The following is a 17,991-nucleotide window of genomic DNA, read 5'->3' as shown; positions in this document are numbered from 1 at the left end:
GCTTGCTCTATCGACGTGCGAGTTACTGCAACACCCGCTGCGGCAGGAATGTACCGGCGATAATCTGTTCGCGCATCTTCTCAATCAGTTCGAGGGCCGCATCTTCACCTGCTTCACGCATCAGTTCTGTAAGCGCTGTCGTAAAAGCTGCTTCGGCCAGAATCTCAGGCTCGATCCCTTCGGAAATGCCATCCGCCCACGCCTCATTCTGGTATTCAATCGCCACAAGCTTTTTTTCGCGGGCGATCATCTCGTCCAGATCGGCTGGCATATAATCCATTGGCTTCATCCCGGCTTGCGCCCTTCTGGCTCTTCAAATGACCTCTCACCGAAATCGGGAGCGCGAACACTTGTGCGGCCTTCCTATCATTTAAGACAGTGTTAACAGATTACTGCGGATTTAAATGAGGCATTTGCAGTCCATCCGCATAAGACTGAAGAATTGGTTAATTTCCATAGCGCGAGATAAGCTCGTTAGACAAGCTTTCTCCCTCTTTCATGTAGCGATCAATCGCCGCAAGTGCAGAGGGCGTGCAGCGTAGATAATTGTTGCTGAAGGCGCGATAGCCATGGTTGAAGCTTGAAATAAGGCGAACCCGCTCCGTTTCATCGGGCTTCTCAGCGGCGATGATTGTATCCATGCGTTCGCGCCACTCATTGCTGGTTTCGCCGCACAGATTGCGCAGATAGTGCAGTGAACCAAGCACTTCTGAGAGTCTCTGCATTTTACCTTCATAAGGTGTGTTCTGCGCAGTAAGGGCTGGGGAAGCCATACCCAGCCAAAAACTGATCATGATCAGCGAAAGCGTGTTGCTTCTCAAACTCAAGCCCTTCCTTCTGATCGCCTTTTTGCTGGCAAACACGGCCACTTCATGACGCCTGAGCATATCAATAGCCGGATTGATCTTCTGCTTGTGCCACCGAGCGCGCCACATCCACTGTGCTGTCGGTGACGTTGGCTTCTGCCATTTCATCAATTGTCAGCCAGTGTATGGCCGCAGCATCGTCACCGGCCTGTTCAATCCCTGAAATATCGAATGCGCGATAGACCGAGAGGAAATAGCTTTTTGCATAGGCTTTGCCCTCAAGCGCCAGGTCAACTGTAATCACATGGCTCAGCGAGCCAGCACTAAGTGCGGTTTCCTCTTTTAGTTCCCGGTGCGCTGCTTGTTCGGGCGTTTCGCCTGCTTCGATGCTGCCACCGGGGAAGGCCAGCCAGCCTTTCCATGGTTCTTTGCCGCGCTCAACCAGCAGAAATCGGCCATCACGTCGACAGATGAGCGAAACACCATGAATTCGAAGCGGAGCGGGAATGACGGGAACTGTGACCATGTGCAAGATATGATCTGACCAGTTTGTTTTGGCAACCGCAAAGCGCACTTGACCAATCAGGCAAAAGTCTGAACATGGCCGCCATGTGTGGACGTTTTTCTCTGACTGCAAGCCGCGAGGAAGTCGAAGCATTGCTTGGCGCAATGATCGATGAAGACTTTCCGCCGCGCTATAACATTGCGCCGACCCAGCCTATCCTGTCTATTCTTGCAGGTGAAACACCGCCGCAGGGAAGCAACAGGCCCGACCGGATCGGTATGCTGGTGCGTTGGGGATTTGTTCCGTCATGGGTGAAAGACCCCAATGACTGGAATCTTGTTTTCAACATTCGCTCTGAAACGGCGGCTGAGAAAAATTCTTTCCGCGCAGCGCTCAATCATCGACGCGCGCTGATTCCCGCTTCCGGATTCTACGAATGGCGGCGCGAGGGAAAGAACAAAGCGCAGGCCTATTGGATCAGGCCGCGCAATGGCGGCATCGTGGCTTTTGGCGCGCTGGTCGAGACCTGGAGCAGTGCAGACGGTTCGCAAATCGATACCGCAGGCATTCTTACCACAAGCGCCAATGCTTTTCTGCGTCCAATCCACGAGCGTATGCCTGTGGTAGTGAAGCCTGAAGATTTTGCTCGATGGCTTAACTGCAAGACTTTGCTGCCGCGCGATGTTGCCGACATTATGCGACCCGTTCAGGATGACTTTTTTGAAGCCATTCCGGTGTCTGATAAGGTCAACAAAGTGGCCAATACGTCACCTGATGTCCAAACCCGCGTCGAAGAAGTATTGGACATTGCACGCGTACCTAAAACAGGTAAGAAGAAGACTGACCCGGATGAAAAATCCGACGGCCAATTGTCAATGTTCTGATTCTATCTTCAGGAAAACAACGTGTTCTCAGCAGCTTTTTCGGGCTTTTTCCTTGGTGCGTCTCTCATCATCGCGATAGGAGCACAAAACGCATTCATTCTTCGGCAGGGACTGCTGCGGCAGCATGTATTTATTCTCTGCCTTATCTGCGCGCTGTCGGATGCAATTTTGATTGCCGCTGGTGTTGCGGGTCTCGGAACGCTGATTGCCCAGTCACCTATGCTGATTTCGTTTGTGACGATTGCGGGTGCGGCTTTTCTGTTCTGGTACGCGTCTGTCGCTTTTCGCCGCGCATTTCATCCCGAAGCAATGCAGGTAAAATCAAGCGGAAGTGTCAACCTCAAAGCGGCAGTCGCGACCTGTTTGGCGCTGACATTTCTCAACCCGCATGTTTATCTGGATACGGTTGTTTTGCTCGGTAGCCTTTCGGCTCGTTATCACGATCAAGCCCGTGCTGCCTACGGTGCCGGCGCAGTCATAGCCTCATTTACGTGGTTTTTTGCGCTCGGCTATGGTGCACGCCTATTGCAGCCAATTTTCGCAAAACCGGCTGCCTGGCGCGTACTGGACTGTATCATCGGCGTCGTTATGACACTGATTGGTCTGAGCTTGTTAGTCCGCTTTTTTAACAGCTAAGATTGAGTTGCTGTTGCTTGGGCGGCGCGTTTCGTTTGTCCGCGCATTTTTGTTCATTAATGCTGCAACCAGAACGGCTGGTCCGATCTCACGATACTGGTCAATGAGCTTGTCTTGTCGTGGTTGCAGTTCATTTTTAGGCATTGGTTCATCCTCTTCCAAATTACTCTCACTATTTTGTGATTGATTGGGACGGAATGAAGGCTGTTTGGGGCCGGTTTTGGGGAATTCCGGTTAACATACATTAGCATCTTGAGAAGTTGCAGAAATGTCACAGAGATTTTGGACTAAACCTCTTGACGGCCTCGCATCCGATAAGGATAAGTAACGGTATGAAAACGCCGACCACGATCATTTGTACTGGTTCGATTATTATTGGCTAGCAGCTTGCTGGCCCGGCCGTTTTCGTCTCCCCTAAAATAAGACAGGATGATAACGCCCCGGCCAGACGGCTGCGGTCTTTCGTGCCCGTATTTTCAGGTCCTTTGGGGAAATAACATGGCTGATGCGCCGCAACTACGTCTGTACAATACTGCAACCCGCACGAAGGAGGATTTCACCCCCATCGATGCGGATAATGTGCGCATGTATGTCTGCGGACCGACAGTTTATGACTTTGCCCATATCGGTAATGCCCGTCCGGTTATCGTCTTTGACGTGCTGTTCCGCCTGCTGCGTCATGTCTATGGCGCGGAGAAGGTCACCTATGCGCGCAACATTACGGACGTTGATGACAAGATCAATGCACGTGCCGCGAGTGAATATCCCGACCTGCCGCTCAATGAAGCAATTGGCCGCGTAACCGAAGGCACGAACAATCAGTTTCAGGCCGACATCAAGGCTTTGGGCAATCTTGAGCCTTCCAGCCAGCCACGTGCAACCGAACACCTTGATGATATGCGCAATATTATCGAGAAGCTCATTGAGCGCGGCGTGGCCTATGTGGCAGACGAGCATGTGCTGTTTTCCCCATCGGCGATGAATGCTTTGGGTGGCGCACGCTATGGGGCACTTTCTCATCGTCCATTCGATGAAATGCTGGCAGGAGCGCGCGTCGATGTCGCTTCTTACAAACGCGACGAGATGGATTTTGTGCTTTGGAAGCCATCGCGTAATGGCGAACCGGGCTGGCCGTCACCTGCAGGTATTCAGACGCTTGGTCGTCCGGGCTGGCATATCGAGTGCTCGGCCATGTCTATGGCGAAGCTACTGGCACCATTTGGCGGTGGTTTAAAATGCGACGATCCGTACAAAAATCAGTTCGACATTCATGGTGGCGGTATCGATCTCGTGTTTCCGCATCATGAAAACGAGCTTGCTCAGTCTTGCAGTGCTTTTGGCACCGAGCGCATGGCGAACATCTGGATGCATAACGGCTTTCTTCAGGTCGAAGGGCAGAAGATGTCGAAGTCTCTCGGCAACTTCATCACCATTCGCGATGTGCTGAATGGCGGTCTGCCGCAGATTGGGATTTGGGATGACAAGGATGCGCGCGATCGCTGGGTTGGCCTGTCAGCCCGTCTTTCGATGTTGCAAACGCATTACCGTGAGCCAATCAACTGGACAGCGCAGCGTCTGGCAGAATCTGCCGAGGAACTGCGTCGCTGGTATGAGCTCCTCCGCGATACAGGCTTTGCAGCGCCATCCAAGCTTTCTGCGGTCACTGAGGTTGAAGACGCACTGTCTGATGATGTGAACACATGGCTTGCGATCACGGCACTGCGCAAGGCGTTCAAGGCCAAGGACAGTGCAGCCTTGGGCGAAGGCATGGCGCTTTTGGGCCTGTTTGATCCTTATTTCGTAGCGGAGCAGGACGTGCCGGTCTTTGCAAAAGCAGATGTTGATACGGCTGCAATTGAAGCCCTGATTGCGGAGCGTTTGCGGGTGATTGCTGACAAAAACTGGGCAGAAGCAGACCGGATTCGCGATGAGCTTTTGGCGCAGGGCGTACAGTTGAAGGATGGTAAGGATCCTGCCACCGGCGAACGCATCACGACATGGGATGTGATAAGCTAACAAGCTTGCGGAGTAGGGAGGACACCATGACGCTTGATAACAGGCCGCTTTATAGTGGGGGATGCCAGTGTGGTGCGGTGCGCTTTCACGTTGAGGGCGCGCTTGGCTCAGCATCTATCTGTCATTGCCGCATGTGTCAGAAAGCCTTTGGCAATTTCTATGCGCCGCTGGTCTCGGTGGGTGGAGCAAAGCTCATCTGGACCCGCAATGAGCCAAAGCGCTTTCAGTCGTCCAATCACGTGAAGCGCGGCTTCTGCGCTGAATGCGGAACCCCGCTCACATACGAAGCACCGGACGGTGTGGCGCTGTCCATCGGTGCTTTCGATGCACCGGAAGAGATCGAACCGACGGTGCAATGGGGTGTTGAGGTCAAGCTCCCCTATGTCGATGACCTCGCAAAATTGCCCGGTTTTGAAACCGAGCGTGATGAGGAAAGTATCGAGTTTGTACGAACAATGGTGTCTTACCAACACCCTGACCACGACACTGAAAACTAAAAAGCCATAAATTATCACGGCATATACCCACCGACAGGCAGGCAAAATGGCACGCGAACGCATCTATATCTACGACACGACTTTGCGGGACGGACAACAGACCCCCGGCGTTGATTTCTCGGTCGAAGACAAAAAAGCGATTGTCATTTTGCTCGAAGAGCTGGGCGTGGATTATGTCGAAGGTGGGTATCCGGGTGCAAATCCGACCGATACGGCCTTCTTCAAAAAGCGGCAGACGTCGCATGCTAAATTTGCTGCCTTTGGTATGACCAAACGCGCTGGCGTCTCAGCTTCCAATGATCCGGGACTGACCGCGCTCTTGCAGGCTTCAAGCGATGCAGTCTGTTTTGTTGCGAAGAGCTGGGATTATCATGTGCGGATCGCGCTTGGCTGCACCAATGAAGAAAATTTGGAATCGATTACCGCATCAGTGACTGCCGTTCGTATGGCTGGTCGTGAGGCGCTGGTTGATTGCGAACATTTCTTCGATGGTTATAAGGCCAACCCGGAATATGCATTGGCTTGCGCTAAGGCCGCTTACGAAGCCGGTGCGCGCTGGGTTGTGCTTTGCGACACCAATGGTGGCACGCAGCCATCGGAAGTTGCTGACATCATCAATGCGGTCAAAGCTGTCGTTCCGGGTGAAAGCCTTGGTATTCATGCACATAATGATACTGAGCAGGCAGTCGCAGTCTCGCTTGCGGCCATTGATGCCGGTGTGCGGCATGTGCAGGGAACGCTCAACGGAATTGGCGAGCGTTGCGGTAATGCAAATCTCGTTTCTCTGATCCCGACACTGGCATTGAAGCCTTACTGGTCGGATCGTTTTGAGTTGGGCGTTAAGCCGGATGCATTAAAAGCAATTACCCGCATTTCGCGTGCTTTTGATGATATTCTCAACCGCTCGCCAGTGGAACAGGCACCTTACACCGGCACTTCCGCCTTTGCGACCAAAGCGGGCATTCACGCGTCGGCGCTGCTTAAAGATCCGCAGACCTATGAGCATGTTCCTCCTGAAACAGTTGGAAATCGCCGTCGCGTCATGGTGTCTGATCAGGGCGGTAAGTCGAACTTCATCGCTGAACTGGAACGTCGCGGCATAATGGTCGCAAAAAACGATGCCCGTCTTGATACGCTGATTTCCCTTGTCAAAGAGCGTGAAGCCGAAGGCTATGCTTATGAAGGTGCTGATGCGAGTTTCGAGCTTCTCGCGCGAGCCATGCTCAATCCGCAGCCTGAGTTTTTTAAGGTGGATTCTTTCCGCTGCCTTGTTGAACGTCGCTTCGATTCTAACGGTGCATTGAAAACCGTTTCGGAAGCCGTGGTAAAAGTTGAGGTCGATGGCGAAATGCATATGTCGGTCGCGGAGGGGCATGGCCCGGTTAACGCGCTCGATATTGCGCTGCGCAAGGATTTGGGGCGCTATCAGGATGAGATCGAAGACCTCGAACTGGTGGACTTCAAGGTGCGTATCCTCAATGGTGGTACTGCGGCTATCACCCGGGTTCTGATTGAGTCCGGTGATGCCACGGGCGCACGTTGGCGCACGGTGGGCGTATCTGACAACATCATCGACGCATCGTTTCAGGCGCTGATGGATTCGGTCAATTATAAACTGATGAAGAACCGTTCTCTGGCGGGTCTGGTCGCAGCTGAATAGCTCGCTCCATTCACGAAGATTGATGCTGTGATCAGTTTAATTGAATAGATTTTATGGATTGATCGGCGCATAGCAGTTCGACGACCTCGGAAAAGCCTGTCGCTTTTCCGAGTGATTTCTTAATGCGGAGATGGAAATGAGCGAGCAGACCTTATCCGGAGGCCAGCTTTCAGACGGAAGCCGCGGTTTCATGATGGCTATGGGCGCTTATGGTCTTTGGGCTATTTTGCCATTCTATCTCAAAGCGTTATCGCATTTGCCGGCGTTTGAAATTGTCGCGCATCGCGTGATCTGGTCGGTACCAGTCGCGGCTATTCTCCTGGTCTTCATTGGTCAATTCCGTGCGATCCTTGATACGCTTCGCAAGCCACGTATGCTTGCCATGGCGGCACTTACTGCATCCCTAATCACAATCAACTGGTCCGTTTATGTCTGGGCTGTTGCGCATGATCAGATTATCGGTGCGGCACTTGGCTATTATATCAATCCGTTGTTCAACGTGGTTTTGGGTGGCCTGTTTCTGGGCGAACGTCTGACCAAAATTCAATATGTAGCGGTTGGTTTTGCTTTTGCAGCGGTTCTTGTTCTGACCTTCAATGCGGGTGGCCTGCCGTGGGTTTCGCTGGTCTTGCCGGTAACATTTGGTCTCTATGGATTTTTCCGCAAATCTCTTCCAATGCCACCTTTGCAGGGGTTCACGCTCGAAGTTGTCATTCTTTCTATTCCAGCGATCGGATACATAATCTGGCTGTTGGTGAACGGACAGGACCACTTCTTCTCTGGTGCAGCATCCGATGTTTCGCTGCTGTTGCTGGCTGGTCCGTTTACTGCAATTCCTCTGATCCTTTACGCCGGTGGCGCAAAGTTGCTTCGTTACACAACGCTTGGCCTGATGCAGTATTTAACGCCCACACTGCTGTTCATTTTCGCGATTTTCATTTTCCACGAACCGTTCTCGCCTGGGCAGTTGGTGGCTTTTGTGCTGATCTGGACAGGTTTGATTATTTATACATGGTCGTCTTTGTCGGCACATCGCAAGGCGCGCGCTAGCGCCTGATAAATATAACTTGAACATTCATGCTCTTATCTCCGGTGGATTATGTCCGCCGGAGCCATAATTTAGCCGTGCTCTGGCCCTCTGGTCCGTTTGTCATTTCAGATGGAATTTGGAGCCGTTCACTGCATGCTGTTTCGCACTGCCCGCAGAGATAAGCAGATTCATGTTGTTGTATCGCCGGATCTTATGGTTCGGTCCGACGCTGCACACAGTGCTGCTTTGGCTGAGAATACCAAACTTGCGCCTCTTTCTCATCGAGCACTGAAGTCATTAGAACGCGTTCGTTTTTCAATTCACACACACCGGCGCGCCTGCATCGCGCTTGCATCAGCAACGCTTCTTGCAGGCGGTGCAATGACGCTGATAACGGCTGGTCTTGTGCGTCACGGACATGCTTCGCAACCGGTCATGGTTAATCCGGCCTCGCTCGTGCACGGCCATGCGGCTATGAAAGAAGCACGATTGGTTCCGAAAAACGGCGTTGATGAGAACCAACGAATTGCTAAGCGCATTGATATTGCTGAAGGCACGGATGATGGTGAGGCAACACTCTTCACCTATCAGCATGTCATCCTTGATCTGAAAAATGATCGAGGCGGGCAAGGGCAGCGCAATTTGGCCTCGACACACATCAAAGAGAGTAACGGCACGGCCGCTGATCCGGCAGATGAAATTTCGGCGCTCGCCAATCAGAATGGCGTGCCGTTGAATGTCAGCTTTGCCAAGCCAGCGGACATACCTCATCCAAAAGTGCATGAAATTGTTCTCGCGCCGCAATCGCGTGAGAAACTGGGTGTCCTCATGCAGGCAGCAGATGTTGCCGCTGAAGATGCTGAACATCTGGAACAGGCATTGGGGCGAAAAGATCTCGTTCCCGGTGATAATCTTGTTCTGCTTCTTGATCAGTCTGCCGACAAGCCTGCGCATATCACAATGGCGCGGTTCAGGCATGGCAATGCGTCTGATTCCGTTTATGGCCGAACTGACGACGGTGTCTTCCGCGCCAATGACAATCAGCGGCTCTTCGCACGCCTTTCACATGATGCCATGCTTTCTGCAACACGCCAGCCAGCCAAAATCCGGGTAGATGGATCTGTTCAGTCACAACTGATTGCAGCCGGTGCGCCGCGTGCTGTTGCGGATAATGTGAAAAAGCTTGCAGCCGAAAATAACGTGTCGCTTCAGAAAGGCAGCAACGGGGTCGATAAGATCGACCTCCTATTCCGCGAAAGTGTCGATACTGATCCCGAACTGGTATTTGTTGAATTCACTACGAATGGTCGTGCCAAGCGACTGTACCGGCATGAGGTTGAAGGAAACGCAGACTATTTCAACGAGGATGGTTCCTCGATGACCAAATATTTGATGCACAAACCTTTGCCAAATGGCCGTCTGAATGATGGATTTGGCTGGCGTATTCATCCGGTTTTGCATGTAAGAAAACACCACAATGGCGTTGATTATGATGCGCCTATTGGCTCGCCCATCGTTGCCGCGGGTGATGGCGTTGTGGAACTGATTTCGTCACAAAAGGGCTATGGCAAATATGTGCGTATTCGACATCAGGGTGGCTATAGCACCACCTATGCGCACCTGTCCGGCGAGGCCAAAGGCCTGAAAACTGGCCAACATGTGAAACAGGGTGAGGTAATCGCCTATGTCGGCTCAACAGGCTATTCGACCGGTCCGCATCTCTATTACGAGCTGAAAGTCGGAGATCAATATGTTGATCCGCTCAAAGCGCAGTTGAATGCGGGTGAGAAGCTAACAGGCTCATCTATGTCCAGTTTCCGCTCAGAAATGGATCACGTTGACAAAGTTTTCAAGCAGATGAATTTGGCGCCAATGGCAAGTGACGCCAAAAATGGGTTGAATCACACAGGCCGGTAAGCATTTGCCAGCGCGACAAACTCTTCAACGCTCAACGTTTCTGCGCGACGTGTACCGTCGATTCCAGTCTTCTCGAGCAGTTCAGCGCCGCCAACAGGTTTCAGGCTCTGACGCAGCATTTTGCGGCGCTGGCCAAAAGCGGCTTGTGTAATCTGCCCTAGTGCATCCGCACGGCACGGCAAAGGCTCTTCGCGCGGAGTAATATGCACGACCGACGACATGACTTTTGGCGGCGGTGTAAACGCCTGAGGCGGTACATCAAATGCAATTCGTGAATGCGCCCGCCAACCAGCAAGAACGCCAAGACGTCCATAATGATCGGTGCCTGGTGCAGCGACGATGCGCTCGCCGACTTCACGCTGGAACATGAGCGTCATTGAAGAGTAAAACGGTGGCCATGGCTCAGACAGAAGCCAGTTGAGCAGCAATTGCGTGCCAACATTATAGGGTAGGTTGGCGACGATCCGCGGCTTTGGACCTTCGGGAAATAATGCCTTGAAATCCTGCTCCAGAGCATCGCCGGAGATTATGCGTAACCGCCCCGGATAATGCGCTTCAATCTCGGCAAGTGCATCAAGGCAGCGTTCATCGCGTTCAATCGCGGTAACGATAGCACCCTGAGCAAGCAGAGCGCGGGTCAGGCCACCCGGACCAGGGCCAACTTCGATAACTGGCTGATCCTCAAGGTTACCTGCTTGGCGCGCGATTTTAGATGTCAGATTGAGGTCGAATAGAAAGTTCTGTCCGAGCGACTTTTTCGGCATCAGATCGTGCCGTTCGATGACCTCACGTAGTGGCGGGAGATTGTCGATGCTCATGATTTCCGCCTTGCTTCGTTTTCTGCGAGTTCCTGCGCCAGTCTGATTGATGCGATGAGGCTATCAGGCCGGGCGATGCCCTTTCCTGCAATGTCAAAGGCTGTCCCATGATCTGGCGATGTTCGGATGAATGGAAGCCCAAGCGTAACATTGACTGTCTCATCAAAGGCAAGCGCTTTGGCCGGGATGAGTGCCTGATCATGATACATACAAATCGCAACGTCATAAGTTACGCGTGCAGGCGCATGAAACATTGTATCAGCTGGCAGCGGCCCCCATGCATTGATGCCTTCGCGTTGTAGTTCCTCGACCGCTGGCCGAATAATTGCGTCGTCTTCCTTGCCCAGTGCTCCGCCTTCACCCGCATGAGGGTTGAGGCCGGAAATCGCAAGGCGAGGGGCGCTAATACCGAAGCGATCCGTCAATTCCTGTGCGGTGATATAAGCCACTTCCAGAATATCATCCTTGGTCAGCAATCGCGGCACATCGGCAAGCGGAATATGAATCGTGACGGGGACTGCACGCAGTTCAGGACCGGCCAGCATCATCACTGGGATCACAGTGCGTCCAAGATGTTTGCTTGCAAGTTCGGCGAGAAATTCTGTGTGTCCGGGATGTTTGAAACCAGCATCATAGAGTGGCTTCTTGGCAATCGGGCAGGTGACTACAGCTGATGTCTCGCCTTTTAACGTCAGTTCAACTGCACGTTCTATTGCTTCAATAACGCCAGCTGCATTTTCTGGCAGAGGCTTACCCGGACTTTCTGTGTGCTTGTTTTCAAGGGGCAGCACAGGAAGGTTCGTATCAAAAATATCGAAAGCTTCTGCTGGGCTGTTGATTTCAGCCAATGGCACGTGCAAACCAAGATATTGCGCGCGGGCGGAGAGTTGTTCCGGATCGGCAATCAATAAGAACGGTGGCAGAGCAAGCTCTCTACGCTGCAACCATGCGTTAAGAGCAACGTCAGCTCCAACACCAGAGGGATCGCCAATGCTGATGGCGAGCGGAGCAACTGATTGCGCGGTCATATCTTCTATCTCAGTTGATGAAATAAGGGGGCGAAAGCCCCCTCGAATTAAGCGCTCAGCTCTCGCTGAGAAAAGAGCTACATTGTAGCTTAGCGATTGACGATGCTGGCTTTCGCACGAAGCTCTTCAACATACTTCTTGCTCAACTCGTCGGCCTTCTTTTCCTGACCAGCCGCAGAATCAGTGCCTTCCATTGAGAAAACAAGCTGAGCTACGCGATCATCTGAAACTTTACGCGTTCCGCAAACTGTGAGGATTTCGACGCCTTTTTCGGTGTCGCGTGGCGGCGTTGCACGATTAGGGCTGGTTGCTTTTACATCCTTTGCCCATTCACCTGGAAGCTGCTGCTCGATGATACGTCCAAGGTCGCGCACCGTTACGTCGATCATGCCTTTGGTCAACTGACGTGTCGTGTCGCAACTCTGAATGCGTGAGCGGAGTGCATTGGCTTCCTGACGGCGCTTGGCAAGCAGAGCCGGTGAGCGCTTTGCATTGGGCACAACAAAAATAACTTGCTGCAACTGATATTCGGTTGCGCTTGGTTTCTTTCCGCCATCTTTCAGCATGCGCTGCACTGCGTCCTGCTCACTTACCATGCCGGTCGCACGGAAGCGAGCGCTGACGAGGCGACCCCAGCCCATCTGAACCATAATGTATTTTTTGAAGTGATCAGGGGTGATGCCAGCCTGATTCATAACCTGATTAAGCTGGGCAACGCTCATATTGTTACGCGTTGCAAAACCCGCATAGGCTTCATCAACTTCTTTGTCAGAAATGTTGATGCCGCGTGTTTTCATCTCAATGCGCTTAAGCATTTCATCAGTCAGCTCTTGGCGGGCTGTCTGATTAAGATTGCCGCCCTTACGCTGCAACTTCAGGAAGTTCGCACGACGTTGAATGTCGCCATTGGTAATCGCATTACCGGATACAATGACTTTAGCCTCAGCCGAGTTTGATGCGGCGAGTGCCGGACTCAGACTCGCAGCCGTTCCAAGCGCCGTCAAACAAACAGCGGCGCCCATCATGGTAGCGAAAAGAGGTTTTGCAAACATCATCTGTCTTTCCCGATTTCCTTCAGGTCGGCAATGCATAGCTCGCCGGATGTGCCATAGTGGTATGCTTCAAAGGTTCTGTCTTGCTCAGACAGTCTCAATCAAAAGCCAATCACATTATGATGACTGTATAAATGAGGCAGTACGGCGAAACAATGACCCTCACGCATTTTACGGCCAATAGCGCGACTATTAACGCAATAAAATTGATTAAAATTGGTCGTATGCGAGTAAATGGCGGGCAATCAAAATATAAAAAAACCGGAAATGATTTAATCAATTCCGGTTTTACTTTTGTTTAGAATGACTGCGACCCGCTGCCAATATCGCCTAACGTGCGGAACGATATATTAAAGCCTACGCTATGCGATGCTTTGCTTTCGCCGGGATTTCGCGTCTGCACATACGCCATAGAGTAAGTGAAACACTCGTCATCATATGCAAGACCGGCAGAACCACGAACCAGCGTGTCGGAAACGAGATCATAGGTGCCTGAACCGAAAGTACGCCAGTTTTCGTTGATCTTAAGCGTAGCAGTTCCGCCAACTTCCTGACGAAGCTCCGAGTAGCCGTAAGCAGGCTGCGGTGCAATGTAGGCGTAACGTGCAGAAACGCCAACACGAGACCAGTTTTGCTGTGCTTCGAGTTCGCCGCGCTTAATGTTCAGATCGTCTTTATCGAAGCGACCGCGCGCAGCAAGTGCAAATCCGGTTGAGTTTGATGTGCCGATCATGCCGACATAGTCGGAACGAGCATCTTCCAAGCCAGAATCTTCGCCGACATTGACGAAGTCACTTGTGCCATAAGAGTTTACGCCGCCGAGCTGAATGGACTGTCCGCCAAGCGCGTAGAGATTCCAGTCACTGCGGTCGAAACTGCCGGAATAACGAAGTCCAAAGTTGGCGCGAGTACCACCTTCAACGCGATCATAGCCGGAAAACTTGTCGCGCGAAAAGAGATTGGTCGCATCAAAGACGAAGCTTTGCGCATCTTCGTTTGGAAGCTGGCCTGCATAGCGTTCGTTGTTGCGTGCATATATCTGTGCGATCGGTTCGAGAATATGCGTTGAACTTGTGCTTGAGAACAAGATCGGCCAACGCAATTCAAGGCCAGCTGTCGCCATAGCGCGTAGCGCTTCGGATTTGACAACCGCATCCGTAAAGCCAGCAACTGCTGGGTCAAAATTAGTGTTTACACTGATCGCATCAGCGCGAAGTGCGAGCAAAGGCGTAATCACCAGACCTGCATCTGTAATGATTGTGCGCTTCCACTCAACTTCACCTGTCAGACGTGTGTTAGTGCCGCTAAAGCCGGGAATGCGGGGGTATCGAGGCGTCACTTTACCCCAGGAGCCGTCAGGTAATTCACCATAAGTATATGCATAATTGGCATTCTTACGATAAAGCGCCTGTAGGTTAGCGGTGAAATTCAGCTCGCCGCCATAAACGGATTCAGGTGCAGTGTAAGAGTAGTCAAGACTTGGGAAAACCCAAGGCTGCCTCGAGTGCATTTCATTTTCATCGCCCGGTAGGTATGATTCCTGCACATTGAAGCGATAGAAATTGAGATCGAAGTAATTGCGATTATTAACGCCACGCAGATAGATATTGGATACCTGCGTTTGCGCAGCATAATCTGTCAGGCCGTAAGTGCGGCTGAAGTTGCGGTCAGTCTGGGCCATAATATTCCAGCCAGCCTGCCAGCGCGCATTGATGTCAAAATCGCCTTTCGACGCAATCATGCCGCGATTTTTTTCATCGCGGTCAATGGTATTAGCATCGAACTCGCCGGGCTTCATCTGATGAATGCCTGCGATCTGAAGATTGTATGTACCGTTTTCGAGGCGGTGACGCCATTCAGCTTGCGTGAGGAAACCCTGCTTTGTGTAAGCAGTGGTTGAAAGCGTCAGATCGTAATTCGGTGCAAGCGCCCAGAAGTACGAGTTCTTGATACCAAAACCAAGATCATCCTTGTAGGCAAAGCCCGGAAACAGAAAACCGCTTTTGCGCTTAACTGTTGGGTCAGCCATCTCGAAAGATGGGAAATAAGCCAGCGGCATCCCGAAAAGCTCGAACTTACCGCGCTCAAAGCGCACGGTTTTGGTCGCACTGTTCCAGATGATTTTACGAGCTTTAATCTGCCAGAGCACAGGCTTGTCAGGATCTTTTTCACAAGCTTGACAAGCGGTGTAGACACCATTGTTAAATGTGGTGATCTCACCATTGCTACGCTCAGCGCTTTCAGCAGCGAAGCGTGTATTGTCGGTTGTCTCAACGCGAAGGCCATTCACAAAGCCATCACGGAAACTGTCTGTTACGTCGAGATGATCGGAATAAATCTTATTGCCGTCACGTTCGACAATTTCAACATTCCCGGTCGCAGTCATGCGGCGGGTCTGCTGATTATATGTCACCTGATCTGCAACAAGGCGATTGCCGTCATACTCAATGCGAACTTTGCCCTGAGCGGTAACGACGTTTGCATCGCGATCATAAACGAGTTCATCCGCTTGCATGAGCATACGCGCGTTCGGATCGCTCTGGTAATTTGCTCCCAAAGCATCCTGCGCCTGAACCTGCGAAGGGAAGATTGCAACTGAACTAAAAGGTATAGCAAGGGCGCACGCCAAGGCTGTCCCGCGTGCAAGACGCGTGAACGTGTGGGGCAGAACCATGCGGGCGTTACTCAAACCCACTAACCATCCTCCTTATGCAACAAAAAGGAGATACCAAAAAATGTTGCAATAACAACTGGAACCCATGCGGCAACGAAGGGCGGAACGAATCCCGCATTCCCGAATGCCTTCACCAAGACCGAAACGACATAAAGCATGAAGCCAGCAACAACGCCACCCAGAATCATCGCTCCTGACTGACCAAATCGCACAAATTTTAACGACACTGTCGCTGCAATGAGTGTCATTGCCATCAGCAGTGCTGGCAACGCCAGAAGTGACTGGTATTGCATGTCAAAAGCGTTTGCCGAATAACCGAAAGAGCGGGCAACTTCGATCTTATGACGGAGCTGTGTAAAAGGAATTGTGTCAGGGGAGGCAAGCTTCTCTTCTACATATTCCGGACGCAGTTGGGTTGGGATTTGACTGGTCTCCAATTTACGCGGTTCAGCACCGCGCGAGAATTGAGTGACGTCTGTCAGCTCCCAATAACCATTCATAAGTTTCGCAGTGCGCGCATCATAGCGGTCTTTGATTTTCTTCTTTTCATCAAATTGTATGAATGTTGCATCGACAAGCGTTGCACCGCGATCAAGAATGTTTTTTGCACCAATGATCGTTTCGCCTTCATCCGTCTTTTGACGAAACCACGGATCGCGAAGCGCCGATACGTCGGTGACTTTGCCATTCTTCCAGGTTGAGGCGATTTCATCAGCTTTTGAGAAACCATAGGCTGCAAACGGATTGAGAATGAATATCGTCGCTAAACCAAAAAGCAGTGCGCCGAAACAGGCAGGCAGAAGGAATTGCCATGCGGATACGCCAACAGAGCGCGCAACAACCAGCTCGTATTTCCGGTTGAGCGATATCAGTGTCGCCATCGCAGAAAACAAAGCCACAAATGGAATCATCTGTTGCATTACAAAAGGAACGCGCATCGCAGAGATGCCGAGCGCCATCCAAACCGAATAGCCGGGGAGATTCGCAAGTTTGCTAGCGTTTTCGGTAAAATCGAGCAGCAGAGCCAGCGCAAACATACCGAGTAGAAAATAGAACGTAATCTGCACATAGCGCACGAAGAAATAGCGCCCGAGTGTCCAGCCAATCATGCGTGACCTCCTGCATCTCCGCGAAACCGCCCAAGAACACGATTATATGCGTTCACGATCTGATTTCTTATGAGCGCTGCGCCATCAAGAATGCGATCATTCCATTTATCTGGAATGCCTATGCGCCGACCAGTAATGAGGGCAAAGCCGGTCATGAGGATAACGCCGATAGGCACCAGATACATAATTATAATGTAGGTTTCGTCCTTATCTGCACGGTCAGCAGAGAAATAGCCTGCCCAATAGACGAGCAAAGCAGTGCTGATTGCAGAGAACGATGCAGATACTCGTGCTTCACGGTGAGAACGCGAATCTCCCGCGAAAGCGAGTGCAATCATCGCAAAAACAATTGGGTACAGCCATTCTGACAAACGGCGATGCAATTCGGCTTTGTAGCGTAGCGGTCTCGTTTGTAAGATCGGATCGTTTGGATCGGGATTAAGCAGGTAGGAGAGGGGGCGATCCTTTGCATAAATCACAAAGTCGTCGCCTGCGGACGTAAACTGGCTAAGATCAAATGCGTATGAATTGAACTTGATTATCGAAACAGTGCCGTCTGAAACATCGCGCCGCTGGACTTCGCCGTCCTTCATCAGCAGCATGTCGCCTGACGGTGTGCTGGCAATGTTACCGTCCGATGCATAATAAATCAGGTCGAGATTAGGGTCGCGGGAATCTGCAATAAAAAGGCCGCCGATGCTTCCATCTGCGCGACGTTCAGCAATCTGAATATAGAGATTATCAGAGAGTTTGCGGAAATTACCTTCCTGCACCACGACATTGAGCATGTCTGCGCTCGCATTGGCAATCATTGCACGCATATTCATGCGCGCATAGGGATCGACATAGTTCGCAACGATAAATGAAACGAGTGAGATAATCGCTGCGAGCAATAAGATTGGTCGCATGACCGCACTGCGTGGCGCACCTGATGCATTGATGACGACGAGTTCAGAATCCTGATTCATCGTCGAAAGTGTCTGCGTGATCGCAATAATCAGCGCAAATGGCATTACCAGTGGAATTGCAGATGGAATAAGAAGCGAACTGAATTGAATGATAGTTTGGATAGACTGGCCGCTCGTCGTTAAGAAGTCGACGCGTTGCAGCACCTGAACTGTCCACGTAATGCCCACCGCAGCACCCAGTACCGCGAAGAACATAACCGCTACGCGGCGCAGGATGTACAACTCAATCAATTTCATAGGCGGAGTTTACATCCCGGTTCCGTTGAAGGAGCCTGTCCCAATAGAAACAATGCTCGTAATTAAAATCTAGCGTAATAGCACTTGGCTAAAATTAGCCGAAGAAATTTGGTTAACAGATTACTAAAGATTTCTGGCGGATGCCAGCGCTAGG

At 51.5% G+C, this 17,991-nt stretch carries 17 protein-coding genes; 7 read left to right on the top strand and 10 right to left on the bottom strand.

Annotated elements, in window-relative coordinates:
- Positions 1-22 precede the first annotated feature (22 nt).
- The 3 genes from J2782_RS05600 to J2782_RS05590 form a co-directional block, all read right to left on the bottom strand.
- Positions 23-280: a hypothetical protein gene (locus tag J2782_RS05600; RefSeq protein WP_310010607.1), complete on the bottom strand. Its 258-nt coding sequence runs from the start codon at positions 278-280 to the stop codon at positions 23-25.
- A 166-nt stretch (positions 281-446) separates the two neighbouring features.
- A complete protein-coding gene (locus J2782_RS05595; protein ID WP_310011094.1) occupies positions 447-794 on the bottom strand; it encodes a TIGR02301 family protein in 348 nt (115 codons plus the stop codon).
- Positions 795-888: 94 nt separating this feature from the next.
- Positions 889-1,332: an NUDIX hydrolase gene (locus J2782_RS05590; protein ID WP_310010605.1), complete on the bottom strand. Its 444-nt coding sequence runs from the start codon at positions 1,330-1,332 to the stop codon at positions 889-891.
- Between the two features lie 83 nt (positions 1,333-1,415).
- Here J2782_RS05590 and J2782_RS05585 point away from each other — a divergent pair, with 83 nt between their 5' ends.
- Together J2782_RS05585 and J2782_RS05580 are read left to right on the top strand one after the other, a co-directional pair.
- Entirely contained in the window at positions 1,416-2,195 is a 780-nt protein-coding gene (locus J2782_RS05585; protein ID WP_310011091.1) for an SOS response-associated peptidase, read from the top strand.
- A gap of 21 nt (positions 2,196-2,216) precedes the next feature.
- Positions 2,217-2,831, top strand: a complete 615-nt coding sequence (locus J2782_RS05580; protein WP_250039517.1) for a LysE/ArgO family amino acid transporter — start codon at positions 2,217-2,219, stop codon at positions 2,829-2,831.
- On the opposite strand, the gene J2782_RS05575 is transcribed toward J2782_RS05580, so the two are convergent.
- The gene (locus tag J2782_RS05575) at positions 2,808-2,993 is read right to left on the bottom strand and encodes a hydrolase (RefSeq protein WP_404989591.1); all 186 of its coding nucleotides are present in this window, start codon (positions 2,991-2,993) and stop codon (positions 2,808-2,810) included. The two genes, J2782_RS05580 and J2782_RS05575, sit on opposite strands and share 24 nt — an antisense overlap.
- 336 nt (positions 2,994-3,329) lie before the next feature.
- On the opposite strand from J2782_RS05575, the gene cysS reads away from it, so the two are divergent.
- The 5 genes from cysS to J2782_RS05550 all read left to right on the top strand — a co-directional run bounded on the left by cysS (position 3,330) and on the right by J2782_RS05550 (position 9,951).
- Positions 3,330-4,847 (top strand): cysteine--tRNA ligase, encoded by a 1,518-nt coding sequence (cysS, locus tag J2782_RS05570; protein WP_310010604.1) that lies wholly within the window; start codon positions 3,330-3,332, stop codon positions 4,845-4,847.
- A 26-nt stretch (positions 4,848-4,873) separates the two neighbouring features.
- On the top strand, positions 4,874-5,344 hold the full coding sequence (locus J2782_RS05565; RefSeq protein ID WP_310010603.1) for a GFA family protein: 471 nt from the start codon (positions 4,874-4,876) through the stop codon (positions 5,342-5,344).
- A 46-nt stretch (positions 5,345-5,390) separates the two neighbouring features.
- Positions 5,391-7,004, top strand: coding sequence for a citramalate synthase (cimA, locus tag J2782_RS05560; protein WP_310010602.1), 1,614 nt, complete (start codon positions 5,391-5,393; stop codon positions 7,002-7,004).
- A 136-nt stretch (positions 7,005-7,140) separates the two neighbouring features.
- Positions 7,141-8,061: an EamA family transporter RarD gene (gene rarD, locus J2782_RS05555; RefSeq protein ID WP_310010600.1), complete on the top strand. Its 921-nt coding sequence runs from the start codon at positions 7,141-7,143 to the stop codon at positions 8,059-8,061.
- A gap of 126 nt (positions 8,062-8,187) precedes the next feature.
- Positions 8,188-9,951 (top strand): M23 family metallopeptidase, encoded by a 1,764-nt coding sequence (locus tag J2782_RS05550; protein WP_310010597.1) that lies wholly within the window; start codon positions 8,188-8,190, stop codon positions 9,949-9,951.
- Here J2782_RS05550 and rsmA read toward each other — a convergent pair.
- The 6 genes from rsmA to lptF all read right to left on the bottom strand — a co-directional run bounded on the left by rsmA (position 9,936) and on the right by lptF (position 17,837).
- Positions 9,936-10,769: a 16S rRNA (adenine(1518)-N(6)/adenine(1519)-N(6))-dimethyltransferase RsmA gene (rsmA, locus tag J2782_RS05545; RefSeq protein WP_310010596.1), complete on the bottom strand. Its 834-nt coding sequence runs from the start codon at positions 10,767-10,769 to the stop codon at positions 9,936-9,938. The genes J2782_RS05550 and rsmA overlap by 16 nt on opposite strands.
- The gene (pdxA, locus tag J2782_RS05540) at positions 10,766-11,797 is read right to left on the bottom strand and encodes a 4-hydroxythreonine-4-phosphate dehydrogenase PdxA (protein ID WP_310010595.1); all 1,032 of its coding nucleotides are present in this window, start codon (positions 11,795-11,797) and stop codon (positions 10,766-10,768) included. The genes rsmA and pdxA overlap by 4 nt, the downstream gene beginning before the upstream one ends.
- 89 nt (positions 11,798-11,886) lie before the next feature.
- The gene (locus J2782_RS05535; protein ID WP_310010593.1) at positions 11,887-12,852 is read right to left on the bottom strand and encodes a peptidylprolyl isomerase; all 966 of its coding nucleotides are present in this window, start codon (positions 12,850-12,852) and stop codon (positions 11,887-11,889) included.
- A 295-nt stretch (positions 12,853-13,147) separates the two neighbouring features.
- The gene (locus J2782_RS05530) at positions 13,148-15,523 is read right to left on the bottom strand and encodes an LPS-assembly protein LptD (RefSeq protein ID WP_310011087.1); all 2,376 of its coding nucleotides are present in this window, start codon (positions 15,521-15,523) and stop codon (positions 13,148-13,150) included.
- 20 nt (positions 15,524-15,543) lie between these two features.
- Complete coding sequence (gene lptG / locus J2782_RS05525; protein ID WP_310010592.1) at positions 15,544-16,632, bottom strand: LPS export ABC transporter permease LptG; 1,089 nt, start codon at positions 16,630-16,632, stop codon at positions 15,544-15,546.
- Positions 16,629-17,837 (bottom strand): LPS export ABC transporter permease LptF, encoded by a 1,209-nt coding sequence (gene lptF, locus J2782_RS05520; protein WP_310010591.1) that lies wholly within the window; start codon positions 17,835-17,837, stop codon positions 16,629-16,631. The genes lptG and lptF overlap by 4 nt, the downstream gene beginning before the upstream one ends.
- Positions 17,838-17,991 lie beyond the last annotated feature (154 nt).

This window comes from Brucella pseudogrignonensis (assembly GCF_031454375.1).
Lineage (GTDB): Bacteria > Pseudomonadota > Alphaproteobacteria > Rhizobiales > Rhizobiaceae > Brucella > Brucella pseudogrignonensis_A.
Note: the sequence above shows the minus strand (reverse complement) of the source record. Positions and strands in the feature narration are given on the sequence as shown.

Excerpts from the sequence above, each read along its gene's own strand:
- cimA (WP_310010602.1), top strand. The coding sequence starts at position 5,391 with ATGGCACGCGAACGCATCTATATCTACGACACGACTTTGCGGGACGGA.
- J2782_RS05595 (WP_310011094.1), bottom strand. The coding sequence starts at position 794 with ATGATCAGTTTTTGGCTGGGTATGGCTTCCCCAGCCCTTACTGCGCAG.
- J2782_RS05530 (WP_310011087.1), bottom strand. The coding sequence starts at position 15,523 with ATGGTTCTGCCCCACACGTTCACGCGTCTTGCACGCGGGACAGCCTTG.
- J2782_RS05590 (WP_310010605.1), bottom strand. The coding sequence starts at position 1,332 with ATGGTCACAGTTCCCGTCATTCCCGCTCCGCTTCGAATTCATGGTGTT.
- J2782_RS05535 (WP_310010593.1), bottom strand. The coding sequence starts at position 12,852 with ATGATGTTTGCAAAACCTCTTTTCGCTACCATGATGGGCGCCGCTGTT.
- lptG (WP_310010592.1), bottom strand. The coding sequence starts at position 16,632 with ATGATTGGCTGGACACTCGGGCGCTATTTCTTCGTGCGCTATGTGCAG.
- rarD (WP_310010600.1), top strand. The coding sequence starts at position 7,141 with ATGAGCGAGCAGACCTTATCCGGAGGCCAGCTTTCAGACGGAAGCCGC.
- lptF (WP_310010591.1), bottom strand. The coding sequence starts at position 17,837 with ATGAAATTGATTGAGTTGTACATCCTGCGCCGCGTAGCGGTTATGTTC.
- rsmA (WP_310010596.1), bottom strand. The coding sequence starts at position 10,769 with ATGAGCATCGACAATCTCCCGCCACTACGTGAGGTCATCGAACGGCAC.
- J2782_RS05600 (WP_310010607.1), bottom strand. The coding sequence starts at position 280 with ATGGATTATATGCCAGCCGATCTGGACGAGATGATCGCCCGCGAAAAA.
- J2782_RS05585 (WP_310011091.1), top strand. The coding sequence starts at position 1,416 with ATGTGTGGACGTTTTTCTCTGACTGCAAGCCGCGAGGAAGTCGAAGCA.
- J2782_RS05565 (WP_310010603.1), top strand. The coding sequence starts at position 4,874 with ATGACGCTTGATAACAGGCCGCTTTATAGTGGGGGATGCCAGTGTGGT.
- cysS (WP_310010604.1), top strand. The coding sequence starts at position 3,330 with ATGGCTGATGCGCCGCAACTACGTCTGTACAATACTGCAACCCGCACG.
- pdxA (WP_310010595.1), bottom strand. The coding sequence starts at position 11,797 with ATGACCGCGCAATCAGTTGCTCCGCTCGCCATCAGCATTGGCGATCCC.
- J2782_RS05550 (WP_310010597.1), top strand. The coding sequence starts at position 8,188 with ATGCTGTTTCGCACTGCCCGCAGAGATAAGCAGATTCATGTTGTTGTA.